The sequence below is a fragment of the Microbacterium sp. 1S1 genome (assembly GCF_008271365.1).
GTDB lineage: Bacteria > Actinomycetota > Actinomycetes > Actinomycetales > Microbacteriaceae > Microbacterium.
Genome location: NZ_CP043430.1, coordinates 2,105,812 through 2,119,575, shown reverse-complemented (window position 1 = coordinate 2,119,575; position 13,764 = coordinate 2,105,812). Strand labels below are relative to the sequence as shown.

Sequence of the window (13,764 nt, the reverse complement as noted above, 5' to 3'; positions counted from 1 at the left end):
TGGACGGACGGTCATCGCCGCCCCGCCCACCAAGTCGCTGCACTGAAACGCAAGGGCGCTTCCCGCGCGAGAACCCGACGCAGCAGGGCGGGAAGCAACGCTCGCGGGGAGAGGAATCGCCGGCGCTGCCGGGAGAGGTCGTCGAGGTCGGCGTCGGAGGTGGCCGGATCCTGCAGCCCCGCGACGAGAGCGCGGTCGGCCAGGGACAGCACCTCCACCGCCCCCGGCGAGAACGATCTCAGCGCCCCTGCGATCTCCCGCACGGCTTCGCGATCGGCCGGACTCCACGCACCCGCGCGATAGTGGACGGCGCCGAAGAGGGTCACCCGCCAGAGCTTGACCGCGATCGCCTCGCGGTCCCCGGCGGAGAGCCTGCGGGCGAACGGCGCGTCCAGGAGCCGCCGCACGGCTTCCAGCTCCTCGCGGACGGGTCGGACGGCGAACGTGACCCGCTCCGCCCCGTCGTGGATCAGATACTCGCCCGCCCCGGCGTGCCGGCTGATGCGAGCACCGGAGAACCACAGGCGCACACCGAACTCCAGATCCTCCCCCGTCGCGAGGCCCTCGGTGAACCGGAGGTCGCCGAAGCGGTCCGTTGCGACGAGACCGAGCGGCGCCGTGCGATAGGCCAGGCGATCGCGGCGACCGCGCAGTCCGCGACGACGGAGCGACGGCGGCGTGGGCACCCGACGTCCGCCAGCGTGCCGTAGCGGCGCGATGACGACGTCGGCCCCATCCCGCTGCGCCGTCCGGCGCCACGCGTCGACAGCTCCGACCGTCATCTCGTCGTCCGACCCCATCACCGCGACGTAGGCTCCCGTCACCGCGGCGAGGCCGACGTTGAACGGTCCCGCCGGACTGCGCACGTCGTCTCGGAGCTCCACGAATCGCACCCGGGGGTCGCCGGCCGCCGCGCCCGCCGCCCGCCGGATGTCTGCCTCATCGACGTTGTGGCAGACAACGTGGACAGTGCGGACGCTGCGTGACGAGAGGACGGACGAGACCGCACGCGCGACGTCGCGCCGGGGATCATGTGCGGCGACGACGACCTCCACATCCTGCGGCAGGGGTTCCGGGTTGCCGTCGACGGCGGCGAGGTAGGCCGCGTGCGTCGCCGCGCGCCGCTCCTGGGGGTCGAACACAGCGGCCGCGGTCGCGGCGACGTCGTCCGCCGAGCGCGCGCGATTGAGCGCCAGCACACGCTGCACGGCATCGGCGTAGGCGTCGGCCGACCACTCGTCGACCAGCACGCCGTCCGGTTCCGAGACGAAGGAAGCCTGCTCTCCGGATGCCGAGACCACCACCGGACGCCCCGCTACGAGGGCCTCGGCGATCGCCACACCGAAAGTCTCCATGCGGGTGGGCGAGATGAAGACGTCCGCCTCGGCCAGGAGTCCCTCCACCTGCGCGGGCGAGATCCTCCCCCGCAGCTCCACGTGCTCCGAGATGCCGAGCTGCGCCGCAAGGGACAGCAGCGGCTCCCGCATCGGTCCGTCGCCTGCCCAGAGGAGTCGCGCGTCCTCGCCCCGGTCGCGGAGCGCGGCGACCGTGCGCACCGCGACGTCCGGGCCCTTGCGCGCGATCAGGCCACCGACCCCCACCAGAGTGAGCGCGCTGCCGTCAGGCCACGCGTGCACCGTGGCCGGACGCGGCACGGCATTGGGGATGACGACGGTGCGTCCCCGTCGTGTGCGGCCGATCGCCTTCGCCAGGTCGTTGCCCACGGCGATCACCACATCGGGGCGCCGAAGGACGGCTCGCACCAGCGGAAGGGACGCGCGTGCGGAGCGAGGCGCCGTGTCGGGTGCGAGGAGGGCCGACCAGTGCTCGGTGTGGACCCACGGCCGCTCGACGGATCGTCCGAGGAAGGGCAGCAGCGCCGACGCCGCCATGGAGTGCACGAGGTCCGCCTGGGCCGCACGCGCGGCGATGAGCGCCCCCGCTCGTCGGATGCTCCGCGGATCGGTCGTCGACATCGGCACGGCCGTGACGGGGAAGTCGACGGCTGCCGGCTCGCCGTCGGCGGAGAGGTGGATCACTTCCACGTCGTGAGCGGCCCGCAGCATCTCGATGTCGCGCAGCACGAAGATACCGGTCTCGGGTCGGCCCGCGGTGGGAAGCCAGGGCGTCACGACCAGAACCTTCACGGGACGACGCTATCAGGATCGTGGGTGCCGGCGTCGGCGCCCACCGGACGCCGAGCTCACCAGCTCCGCGGCTCGCGCACCCGTGCGGCGCGCGTCGTACTCCGACTCCCACCGCTCGCGCGGCGCGTAGCTGCCCGATGAGGCCTCGAGGACCGCGGCGAACGCGGTGGCGACGGTGCCGGGAGACGCGTCCGCATCGACCAGCTCCCCCGTCCGCAGCGCGGGACCCACGATCTCCGGGGTCCCTCCGACGGCTGTCGCGACGACGGGGACGTCGTAGGCGATCGCCTCCATGATGCTCACCGGCACCCCCTCGGATGCGGACAGGTTGACGAAGAGATCCGCCGCTCCGGTCTCGTAGAAGGCAGCGACCTCCGCGTTCGGAACCTGCCCGCGCAGCTCCACGTCGACGCCGGAGGGAAGGGAGCGGGCACTGTCCCGCAGTTGCGGCATGAGCGGCCCGTCACCGAAGTGCACCCATCGCACCGGGCGGGAGGGGTCGAGGGCGTGCAGCTCGCGGACCGCCTCGAGGATCCGGTCGACCCTCTTGACCTCGCTCACCGCCGAGCACGACACGATGGTGCGCGTGGAATCCGGCTGACGGTCGGGCGCCCGATCGGGGCCGTAGGCACCGAGCCTGCTCAACCGCACCTTCCCCGCGACCTGCGGATACCGGCGGTCGAGGTACTGTGCGGCGTCCTCGGAGATGGCCAGCACCCGGTCGGCACGCGCGAAGAGGAAGGGACGGAACGGCAGGTAGCCCCCGATCGCCCGCTCCTCATAGAGGTCGTAGCGATGGACCCGCACGACGCGTGCCGACACGCCGCGGAGCCACGGCAGGGCGAGACCTCCGCCCATCGCCCAGAAGGCGTACGCCACGGTGTCGGGGTCTCCGGCGATGGCCTCGCGGACGGCGGTGCGGTGCGCCTGTGTCATCCCGACCTTCGCCCCCATGGCGAAGAGCCGCGCGTTGCGCAGCAGCCGGCCGCTCCAGAGCTCCCGCCACGCGGCCTGCAGCAGCAGAAGGACGGGGGCGGGTTCGATCAGCTTCCGCGGCGCGTCCTCGGGCGCCGGTTCGAAGAGGTTCCCCCCGAAACGGACGCCGGGCGGGAGATCGACCATGCCCCCGCTCGTGTCTCGCGCGTGACAGAACACCACGACATCGTCGAACCGCTCCGTGAGCGCTCCGATCTCCTTCTCGACGAACACCACGTCCCCGGCACGATAGGGGTAGTCGTTGGTGAACAGGACCAACCGAGTCATCATCGCCTCCGCGGGGCGGGGGCATCCATCAGGGCGGCCAGGGCGTCCGCCCAGCGCTCGACCTGCTCCTCGCCGGAGAGCTCGCGTGCCGATTCGTCGGAGGCCCGCTTCCAGGCGAGCACCCTCTCCGGGTCGAGCCCGTCGAGGAGTCGGGTGAGCGCCGCGGCGTCGAAGCCGTCCGCCACCGCGCCGAAGCCTCGTTCCTCCAGCACCCGGGCCATCTCCGGTGAGGGCCCGATGATCACGCCGAGCCGCGCCTGCACATAGTCGAAGAACTTGTTCGGCAGAGCCCAGGTGTTGTTGAAGTTCACGGGAGGGAGGAGGTGGACCCCGACGTCGTGGGCGTTGAGGGTCCGGGAGAGCTCGGCGTACGGCACGGGCTCGTACAGCTCGACGCGCTCGGACGCGGCCGCCCGCGCCCGCACCTCCTCCAGGAAGCCCGGATCGTTCGGCGTGAGGTAGAGGGCGAGACGGACGTCGGCCGACGTCGCTTCGGCAGCGTCGATGATCGCCACGATGTTGCGGTCGCGCAGGGCCGCGCCCGAGTGCACCAGGCGGATCGGCGCCGCGACCGGGTGCGGCGCGAGGTCCGCATACGGCGCCGCGTTCGTCACCACTCCGGCGCGGATGCCGTACCGGCGTGCATACTCCTCGGCGATGCCCTGCCCGACGGTCGTCACGGAGTCGGCGCGGACGACGAAGGTGCGGCACATCCAGCGGACGAACGGCGCGACGAACAGACGCCACCTCCACACGTCCTCCTTCTGCCGCGGGGCGTACTCGTGGAGGTCGGCGTGCACCCCGTGCGCCGAGCGCTGCGCGAGCGCGAGGCCCACGGCATCGACGTCATTCGCGAGCACGAGGTCCCATTCGGTGCCGCGCAGTGCCGACATGGCCGCCTCGATCGCCGGATTGGACCAGTACGCCTTCCGATACCGGCGCGTCAGCACGGCGACGCGGTCGTAGCGCCAGATCGGGAACTCGTCCGGGATGCGGCTGTGACCACTCACGCCGTCGGGGCTGTCGCCGTACCCGACCGTGTGCACCTCGAAGTCACGCCGCAGACGGGCGATCTGCTTCAGCAGCCTCGCGTCCGCACGGATGGTCGAGAACGAGATGATCAGAAGCCGGGGGGCGTTCATCGGCGCCCCTTCGCGACGAGCCCGTCGATGATGCGACCCCACTTCTCGACCTGACGTTCCCCCTCGAGCTCGTGCGCGCTGTCGTGCGCGTGCTGCTTGAACGCCGCCACCGACTCCGGCGTGAGCTGCTCGATCGTCGCGCGCAGGGCCTCCACCGTGAAGTCGGGAGCCACGGCGCCCACACCGTAGCGCTCCACGTAGCCTGCCATCTCCGGGGACGGACCGACGACGATGCCGAGCCTCGCCTGGATGAAGTCGAAGAGCTTGTTCGGCAGAGCGTGCCGATAGTTGAACGTCAGCGGCGGGAGGAGGAAGACCCCCACGTCGTAGGAGTTCAGCGTCGTGACCAGCTCGGAATAGGGCACGGGGTCGAGGACGCGGACACGGTCGGTCGTCGCGGCGTACTCCTTCAACTCCTCGAGATACGCGGGATGGTTCGCCGTCAGGTAGAAGTCGAGCGTGACGTCCGCGTCCGCTGTCGCCACGGCTTCCGCCATCAGATGGAGCTGGCGGTTGGTGAGACCGGCCCCGCTGTGCACGAGCCGGATCGGCGAGGAGACCGCTCCGGGGCGCAGATCGTGGTAGGGGGTCGCGTTGCTGACCAGCTCGGCGTGGAAGCCGAAGTTCCGCTCGTACTCGGCGGCGAGCCCCTCGCTCACGGTGGTCCAGGCGGCCGCCTTCGTGACGTACCTGCGCACCACCCACTCGAACCAGGGCGTGATGCGCTGGAACCAGAGCTCGTTGTCGTCGTGCAGGCGAGGCGAGTACTCGTGCAGGTCGGCGAGGACGCCGAACCGGGGCCGCATCTTGACCGCGACCGGAACCGCCTCGACGTCGTTGGCGATGATCACATCGAACCGCCGCCCCTTCAGCGCTTCCCGGGACCATCGCACCGCGGACAGTCGCCAGTACGCCTTCCGGTAGCGCTTGAGCGTGATGAGCTTGCCGTCCAGGTCGTTGTAGCGGACGTCTCTCGGCATGGAGAAGTGGGAAACCACACCCTCCGGCGCGTCGCCGTACCCCAGGGTCGTGACGTCGAAGTCCCGCGTGAACCGTGCGATCTGCTTGAGCACCCTGGCGTCGCCGGTGAGGGGCGAGAACGACATGATGAGCATGGTCGGGCGGGCGGTCATCGAGTGCTCCTTCGCTCGCGCGTGAAGAAATAGAGGACGTAGCGGCGGAGCGTGGACTCTCGCGCGAAGCTGTGCAGCAGGTCGGGCGTCAGCCAGCGGTCACGGCGACCCGCCCCGCGGGAGGACGCCACATCGCTGCGCAGTCTCGACACCGTGGGATCGGCGAGCAGCCCATCGAGGATCCGGCGGTCCTGGCGGTTGAAGGGCCGCAGGGCGCGCGGAGCCACCCCGAGGAGGCGGCGGAGCAGGGCGGCGAAGGCGGCGACGCCCTCGTCGTCCAGTTCGGCTGCGAGCGCGGTCGCGTTGCCGACGACCGTGATCCGGATGAGCTTGACGGCGAGCGCGGTGCGGATACGAGGGGCGAGGTCGGCGAAGACCCCGTCCTCGAAAAGGCGCACGATCGGTGCGAGACGCTCGGAGACGGTCATCGTTCCGAGGGTCGTCCGCTCGGCCGCGTCTTCTCCGATGACGTAGGTGCCGGCGCCACGGAGCAGGTCGATCCGCCCGCCCTGCGCCCAGAGACGGATGCCGAACTCGAAATCCTCGCCCACGCGGACGCCTTCGAGCATGTGCAGACCGAGTTCGCGCATGCGAGCGGTGCGGATCAGACCGAGGGGCGCGGTGCGGTAGAACAGGCGGTCGCGGGCGGCATCGAGACGACGCCGTCGTCCGAGTCGCACGAGGGGGTTGGGCATGAGGCCCTGCCCCTGCAGCCGGATCTGCGCGATGGCGGCGTCCGGTCGCTCCGCGCGGACGTACCCGATCCAGCCCGACATGGTGCCGGGCTCGAGGAAGTCGTCCGATCCCATCACCCCGCAGTACTCCGCCTCGACCGCAGCGAGACCGTGGTTGAACGGTCCGGCGGCGCTGCGGATGCCGTCCTGGAACGGCAGCACCCGGACGTCACCGTCGAGCTGCGCGAGGCGTCGCTCCAGGGTCGCCGGGTCGAGCCCGTGGGCCACGACCGTCACCCGCACGAGGTCGCGTACGTCCTCGTCGTGGAGGACCGACGCGACGGCGCGTTCGATCGGTCGCCGCTCGTCGTGGCAGGCGATGACGACGTCGACGAACGGCGTTCTCACGTCAGGCCAGCCAGCTGCGCCTGCTCGGCGAAGTTCGGCACGCGGGCCACGAGCTCGTCGAACGTGCCCTGATCGGCGATGGTCCCGTCCTGCATGAAGCAGACGAGGTCGCTGTCGCGGATGGTGGACAGCCGGTGCGCGACCGACACGATCGTGACCTCACCCTTGAGACTGCGGATGGCCTCCGTGACCTTCGACTCGGTCTTGGTGTCGAGCGCGCTGGTCGCCTCGTCGAGGACGAGGATGAGAGGGTCACTGTACAGAGCCCGCGCGATGCCGAGGCGCTGGCGCTGGCCACCGGAGAGCGAGAGACCGCGCTCTCCGATCCGTCCGCGCATGCCGCCCTCGCGCGCCTCGATCGTCTCCCAGAGCTGGGCCCGCTCCAGGGACGCACGGACGCGGTCGAAGTCGATGTCCTTGTCGTCCCAGTCCAGAGCCACGTTCTGGGCCACCGTGCCGTCGAAGAGGGAGACGTCCTGGGGCACGTAGCCCACCCGCGCGCGCCAGGCGGCCAGCACGTCGTTGAGATCCTGGCCGTCCAGACGGATCTCGCCCTTCTGCGGCACCAGGAGGCCGAGCAGGATGTCGACCAGCGTGGACTTCCCTGCGCCGGACGATCCCACGAGGGCGAGCGAGCTGCCGATCGGGATGCGGAGGTTGATGTCGTGCACGGCCGGGGTGTCCTCGTGCTTCGGGTATCCGAAGGACACGTCGGTCAGGGTGAGCATCCGCGGCTCCCCCTCGATCGGCTTCTGCCCCAGCCGCTCCGCGACCTCGATGTACTTCTCGGAGACCTGGATGTCGAAGATCACGGCCTGCACGTGCGGGACGTTCGCCGTGGTCGTCGTCACGATCGACTGGAAACCGGTCAGGGAGGGGACGAGGCGGAAGCCCGCCACCGCGAAGAGCGCCACCGATGCCAGTGCCTCCTGCATGCCCCCGAGGGCATAGCCGATGCCGCCGACGAGCACGAAGCCGCCCACGAGGGCGGAGTTGAGCACGAAGCCGGGGACCGAGCCGAGGAAGTTCATGTTCGCGCGGGCCCGGGTGCTGAAGGAGCGGTTGTACTGGACGATGCCGGCCACCTCGCCGGTCTTGTTCCGCAGCGTGATCTCCTTGAGCGCCTGCATCATCTCGGTCATCAGCGTCGCGACCTTGAAGGAGTAGTCGCGGGAGACGCGTCCCGCCTGCACCGAGCGGCCGGAGACCACCCAGTACAGCAGAGCCATGATGCCGCCGAGGTAGACGACCGTGATGAGGGCCGTCAGCGGCTGGGCGACGACGATGATCGCGAGGATCAGCACGAAGCTCACGATCAGGGAAGGCAGCTGCACGATCGGAAGCAGGAAGCCGCTGATGGTGTTCGCGATGCCGACGTCGGCGATCCGGACGATCTGGGCCGTGTTGCGGCCGAGGCGGTAGGTCCAGGGCGCTTTGATGTAGCTGTCGAAGAGCTGCCGGCCGATCTCGAGCTCGAACGCGGCGAAACGGCGGGTGGCGAACCACTGCTGGAGCAGCGCGAGAGCCGACTTCACGAGGATGAGGACCGCGACGCCGCCGATCAGCCAGATGTAGTCCTCTTCGCCGATCTCACCGATGATCGGGAGCGTGATGGTCGTCCGGGCGATCATCGGGGTCAGGCTGAGGGCCAGGAGCATGATCGCGCCGATGTCGAGGATGCTCAGCAGGCAGGAGACCACGACGTAGCGCAGCAGGTAGGAGCGGGCGTCTCCGGGGAGATAGGTCACGAGCTCCCGGTAGGTCTTCGCAACGAGCTTCATGACGCGGAGTCCTCCGGGTAACGATCAGCGGGCATCGGTCCAGTCTTCCATGCGGGCCCCTGGTCAGCCTTCACGTTCGCCGAGGAAGCCGCTCAACGCGTCGGCAGCGCGCTGCCCGGAATGCACGGCTCGCACGAACCCGGGTCCCGCGGCGGCGAACGTGGCGGCCCGGTCCCGGTCGGCGAGGATGCCGCGCAGCACGCGGTCCAGATCTGCCGCTCGCGACTCGAGGACCGGCAGCTCCCTGCCGGTGCGGGTGCGCACGCGCTCGCGCACCTCGTCGGACACGTGACTGACCACGACGCGTCCGCTCGCGAGAGCCTCGCAGGCCGCGACGCCGTAGATGCCCAGCGAGAACTGGTCGAGGACGATGTCCGCCTCGCCGTAGACCTCCGGCATGCGGGCCGCGGAGACTCCGGTGACCTCGCGGTACTCGATCACTCCTTCGCCGTGCAATCGGCGCAACGTGGGAGCGATCGTCGCCGTCCCCTTCAGCCCCGCCCGGCTCGGAGCGTGCACGACGACCGGGCGGTCCCGGCGCAGCGGCACGGAGGGAGCCGCAGCCGACCACGGGTCCGCGTCGACGACCACGGGAAGCCACGTCGCCTCGGGCACGTCCGTGAGCAAGTCGGGCGTCGAGACGAAGACGGGCAGCCCGAGCGTCCGCATCAGCCGATGGTTCGCTTCGGTGATGGCCTGCAACCGCGGCTGCTCCGGATAGCTGCCATCGCGGAACGGGGAGTCCGGTTCCCTGCGCGCATGCTGATCCGGTCGGCGGATGTCACTGCCGTGCCAGAGCAGGGCGACCCGGAGTCCGCGGTCGCGCAACCACGCGATGTCCTCCTCCGGTGTCGAGCCCCCACCCAGGACCTGCCTGCCCGACTCCACCACGGCATGGGTGAAGCCCCGGGCGACCGCACGCCGCTGGGCCGCCTGCCACCGTCTGTTCGCGACGAAATAGGCCGTCGGGACCGAGTGGTCGGCGGGGTATGCGAAGACGTCGTCCGCACCGCGATACATGAAATTCGCCGCGCTCACGCCGGGCAGCCGCTCAGCCGCACGTGCCCAGGCGTAGCCCTGCCCCGCGGAGTTCACCGGCGCGATGAACAGCCGCCTCTCCGCCGGCGCGACGGTGGTCACACCCGCGGATCGGAACGCGGCGCGTCTCCAGGGCAGAACGCGTTCGGCGACAGGATCGGGGATCGCTCCCGTCACGGCTCTCTTGAGCCCCGCCAGCGCGCTCATCCCCTCCTCGCGTCAGGCGTCCAGGAGGGGAAGCGCGTGACCGGTCCGCGACGACTCCAAGGCCGCCTCGACCACGGCGAGGGTCCGCAATCCCTGCTCCATCGTGACGACGTCGGTCTGCTGCCCGAGCACGGCATCGCGGAAGGCCTCATGCTCGACGCGCAGCGGCTCGCGCTTGGCGAACGCGTAGCGCGTGACGTCTCCTTCGGAGACCCCGCGGAAGGAGGACACGGACTCCCATTCGAGGGGAATCGTGCCGTTGGCGTAGAAAGTGAGGTCACCGGTCGAGGTGTCGGCGACGAAGGCGCCCTTCTCCCCCGTGACGACCGTGACGCGCTCCTTCATCGGGCTCAGCCAGTTGACGATGTTATTCACGATCACGCCGTTGGCCGTCCGGCCGGTGATCGTGATCATGTCCTCGTGCTCGCGACCGCTCTTGAACGCGGTCTGGGCGAACACGCGCTCGTAATCGCTCTGCACGACCCAGGCCGTGAGGTCGACGTCGTGCGAGGCGAGGTCCTTCGCCACGCCGACATCGGCGATCCGCGACGGGAACGGACCCTGGCGGCGGGTGACCACCTGGTACACGGCGCCGAGTTCGCCGGCTTCGATCCGGCGACGCAGCTCCTGCACGGCGGGGTTGAAGCGCTCGATATGCCCGACCGCCCCGACGAGTCCGGCCGCAGCGAAGGCGTCGACCATGCGCTGGCCGGCCTCGACGCTGTGGGCGATCGGCTTCTCGACCAGCGTGTGCACGCCGGCGGCGGCGAGCTTGAGCGCCGCATCCTCGTGGAACTGCGTCGGAACGGCCACGACGGCGACATCGATGCCGACGCCGATGAGCGCATCGATGTCGGGAAGGATCTCCAGGTCGCCGGCGACGCCGTGCGGGTCGCCACCGGGGTCGGCGATCGCGACGAGCTCCACACCGTCCAGTTCGCGCAGTACGCGGGCGTGGTGGCGGCCCATCATCCCGACGCCGAGGAGGCCGGCGCGCAGGTCTGCCATCAGGCACCCGCCTTCGCGACGGCGTTCACCGCGGCGACGATGCGCTCGAGGTCGTCCTGACTGAGTGATGGATGCACCGGCAGCGAAGCGACCTCGCGCGCCGCACGCTCGGTCTCCGGCAGGTCGAGGCCCGGAGCGAAGTGCGTCAGCGACGGGAGGCGGTGGTTCGGGATCGGGTAGTACACGCCGGCGCCGACGTTGTACTCGTTCTTCAGCGCGGCGACGAAGCCGTCCCGGTCCTCGGGGACGCGGATCGTGTACTGGTGGTACACGTGCACGGCGCCGTCGGCGACCGGCGGGACGACGACGCCCTGCAGGTTCGCGTCGAGGAAGGCGGCGTTCTCCTGGCGGGTCTTCGTCCAGGCGTCGACCTTGGTCAGCTGCACTCGTCCGATCGCGGCATGGATGTCGGTCATGCGGGCGTTGAAGCCCACAATCTCGTTCTCGTACTGCCGCTCCATGCCCTGGTTGCGCAGCAGCTTGACCTGACGGGCGATCTCCTCGGTCGCCGTCGTCACCATGCCGCCCTCACCACTGGTCATGTTCTTCGTCGGATAGAGGCTGAACATCGCGAACTCGCCGAAGGAGCCGACGGGGCGGCCGTCGAGCGACGCGCCGTGCGCCTGTGCAGCGTCCTCGTACAGGGCGACACCGCGCTCTGCCGCGAGCGTCTCGAGCTCCCGCATCCGAGCGGGGTGGCCGTAGAGGTGCACGGGGAGGATGCCCTTGGTCTTCGGAGTGATCGCCGCGGCGACCGCCTCCGGGTCCAGGGAGAAGGTGTCCGGTTCGATGTCGACGAAGACCGGGGTGCCGCCGGTGAGCGCGACGGAGTTGCCGGTCGCGGCGAAGGTGAAGGACGGCACGATGACCTCGTCCCCGGGGCCGACGCCGGCGGCGAGCAGTCCGAGGTGCAGGCCGGCGGTGCCCGAGTTGACTGCCACGGAGGGCCGACCGGGCACGAAGTGCGCCGAGAACTCCTGCTCGAAGGCGGCGACCTCGGGGCCCTGTGCCACCATGCCGCTGCGGAGGACGCGGTCGACGGCCTCCCGCTCTTCGTCGCCGATGAGGGGCTTGGCGGGGGGAATGAACTCGCTCACACGGTCTCCTTGGTCAGTGTTCCGTCGGTCTCGATGAAGCGTGTCCCGGTGGCGGGGCACACCCAGGTGTGATCGTCGTCGGCGCGGGTGAGCGGAACACCCGCCTCACCGACCCAGCCGATGCGTCGCGCGGGGACGCCGGCGACGAGGGCGTGCGCCGGGACGTCCTTGACGACCACGGCTCCGGCAGCGACCGTCGCCCAGGCGCCGATCGTCACCGGCGCAACGCAGGTCGCGCGGGCACCGATCGACGCGCCGCGCTCGATGGTGACCCCGACCGGCTCCCAGTCGTGCGCGCTCTTCAGGCTGCCGTCCGCATTGATGGCGCGCGGGTAGGTGTCGTTGGTGAGCACGACGGCGGGACCGATGAAGACGCCGTCGCCGAGCTTGGCGGGCTCGTAGACGAGGGCGTAGTTCTGCACCTTGCAGTTGTCGCCCATCTCCACGCCGGTACCGATGTACGCGCCGCGGCCGACGATGCAGTTCTCGCCGAGGCGGGCCTGCTCGCGGACCTGGGCGAGGTGCCAGATGGAGGATCCGTCGCCGATGACGGCGTCGGCGGACACATCGGCGGAATCGACGATCCGCACGCGGGAGGTTTCAGTCACGGGGCTCCTTGCACGCTGCGCGATGAGGCAGCACTGACGAGATTCTACTTGGCGTTGCTCCGCGTACCTCGACACGCGCCGCGAACGACGTCAGCGGCACGGGCACCGACGGTGGTGAGCGAGGCGTTGTCGACCGCCCACGCGGCGCGGCCCGCCCTGGCGTGTTCGGTCTCCCCTGTCGCCCGCGCGTCGAGCAGCCGCCGCATGGCCGCGGCCACTTCCTCCGGGTCGAATCCGACGGCTTCGCCGAGTCCACCCGCACGCACGACGTCTCCGCCCGTCTCCGCGCCGGTGAAGAGCACCGGGGTCCCCACCGCTGCGGCGGCATACGTCTTGGTCGGCCGCGCGAAGTCGTAGCCGATGCCGGGGACGATACTCACCAGCGCGCCGACCGCCCCGCGGATCCAGGACGCCGAGGTCGCGGGCCCGACGAGCCCTCCGAAGTGCACGCGCCCCGGAGCGAGCTGAGCGGCGAGGTCCTTCAGCTCTGCCTCCACCGCTCCCTGTCCGAAGAAGCGGAGCTCGACCTCCTGATCCGGGAGCAGAGCGAGCGCGCGGATGAACACGTCCGGCTGCTGCCACTCCGACATCGTGCCGGTGTAGACGAAGTAGGGCCGCTCCGCCTCGTGCGGCACGACGTCAGGGCGGAAGACCGCGGTGTCGATCCCGTTGCCGACCGTCACGACACGCTCGGGTCGCCCGCCGATCGCGGCGAGCCGGTCGGCGACCTCGTTCGAGACGGCCAGCGACCGTGCCGCGCGGCGCAGGACGAAGCGCTCGACGAACCGCATCACGGCGACCACGGGACCGGGGGCGTCCATAGACGCGACCGCATCGGTCCACACGTCGCCCGGGTAGTACACCAGCGGGCGTCGGGTGAGGAGCGCGGCGATCGCGGCCGCGAACCCGGTCGTCGGCGGCGCCTCGGCGACGATCACGTCGCTCCGCCGGACCAGCAGCCGGAAGAAGAGGGGGACGTCGAACGACAGGTACGGGACATACCCGCGGATGGCGCCGCTGCGATCTCTCAGCACCGGCGCGCGCCGCACGACCACCCCCGGGGCGTCGGCGATCACGGTGTCGCGCGGGGGCTTCGTGCTCAGGACGGTGACATCGGAGTCGTCCGCCAGTGCCTGGGCGAGCGCCTCCATCCGGAAACTCGCCGCGGTCACTTCCGGCGTGTACAGCCGTGTCGCGATGACGGCGCGTCGTCTCCTCGACATCCTGCCCCTGCTGCTCGGTGGACCGGCGCCCGAAT

The 13,764-nt window shown here is 70.5% G+C and carries 11 protein-coding genes; all 11 read right to left on the bottom strand.

The window, feature by feature from the left end; genetic code table 11:
- Positions 1-11 precede the first annotated feature (11 nt).
- The 11 genes from FY549_RS10240 to FY549_RS10190 all read right to left on the bottom strand — a co-directional run bounded on the left by FY549_RS10240 (position 12) and on the right by FY549_RS10190 (position 13,729).
- Positions 12-2,147 carry a glycosyltransferase family 4 protein gene (locus tag FY549_RS10240; protein WP_149084918.1) on the bottom strand — a complete coding sequence of 712 codons (2,136 nt, stop codon included), beginning with the start codon at positions 2,145-2,147 and terminating at the stop codon, positions 12-14.
- Positions 2,148-2,159: 12 nt separating this feature from the next.
- Complete coding sequence (locus FY549_RS10235; RefSeq protein ID WP_159463166.1) at positions 2,160-3,410, bottom strand: glycosyltransferase; 1,251 nt, start codon at positions 3,408-3,410, stop codon at positions 2,160-2,162.
- Complete coding sequence (locus FY549_RS10230) at positions 3,410-4,552, bottom strand: glycosyltransferase (protein ID WP_149086082.1); 1,143 nt, start codon at positions 4,550-4,552, stop codon at positions 3,410-3,412. Before FY549_RS10230 ends, FY549_RS10235 begins: the two co-directional genes overlap by 1 nt.
- Positions 4,549-5,685: a glycosyltransferase gene (locus tag FY549_RS10225; RefSeq protein ID WP_149084916.1), complete on the bottom strand. Its 1,137-nt coding sequence runs from the start codon at positions 5,683-5,685 to the stop codon at positions 4,549-4,551. Before FY549_RS10225 ends, FY549_RS10230 begins: the two co-directional genes overlap by 4 nt.
- The gene (locus FY549_RS10220; protein ID WP_159463164.1) at positions 5,682-6,767 is read right to left on the bottom strand and encodes a glycosyltransferase; all 1,086 of its coding nucleotides are present in this window, start codon (positions 6,765-6,767) and stop codon (positions 5,682-5,684) included. Before FY549_RS10220 ends, FY549_RS10225 begins: the two co-directional genes overlap by 4 nt.
- Positions 6,764-8,548: an ABC transporter ATP-binding protein gene (locus tag FY549_RS10215; protein WP_149084914.1), complete on the bottom strand. Its 1,785-nt coding sequence runs from the start codon at positions 8,546-8,548 to the stop codon at positions 6,764-6,766. Before FY549_RS10215 ends, FY549_RS10220 begins: the two co-directional genes overlap by 4 nt.
- 63 nt (positions 8,549-8,611) lie before the next feature.
- Positions 8,612-9,793 carry a glycosyltransferase family 4 protein gene (locus FY549_RS10210; RefSeq protein WP_149084913.1) on the bottom strand — a complete coding sequence of 394 codons (1,182 nt, stop codon included), beginning with the start codon at positions 9,791-9,793 and terminating at the stop codon, positions 8,612-8,614.
- A 12-nt stretch (positions 9,794-9,805) separates the two neighbouring features.
- Positions 9,806-10,801, bottom strand: coding sequence for a Gfo/Idh/MocA family protein (locus tag FY549_RS10205; RefSeq protein ID WP_149084912.1), 996 nt, complete (start codon positions 10,799-10,801; stop codon positions 9,806-9,808).
- Entirely contained in the window at positions 10,801-11,898 is a 1,098-nt protein-coding gene (locus FY549_RS10200; protein ID WP_149084911.1) for a DegT/DnrJ/EryC1/StrS family aminotransferase, read from the bottom strand. The genes FY549_RS10205 and FY549_RS10200 overlap by 1 nt, the downstream gene beginning before the upstream one ends.
- Positions 11,895-12,506: an acyltransferase gene (locus FY549_RS10195; RefSeq protein WP_259614024.1), complete on the bottom strand. Its 612-nt coding sequence runs from the start codon at positions 12,504-12,506 to the stop codon at positions 11,895-11,897. The genes FY549_RS10200 and FY549_RS10195 overlap by 4 nt, the downstream gene beginning before the upstream one ends.
- A 44-nt stretch (positions 12,507-12,550) precedes the next feature.
- Positions 12,551-13,729, bottom strand: a complete 1,179-nt coding sequence (locus FY549_RS10190) for a glycosyltransferase family 4 protein (protein WP_149084910.1) — start codon at positions 13,727-13,729, stop codon at positions 12,551-12,553.
- Positions 13,730-13,764: the final 35 nt, after the last annotated feature.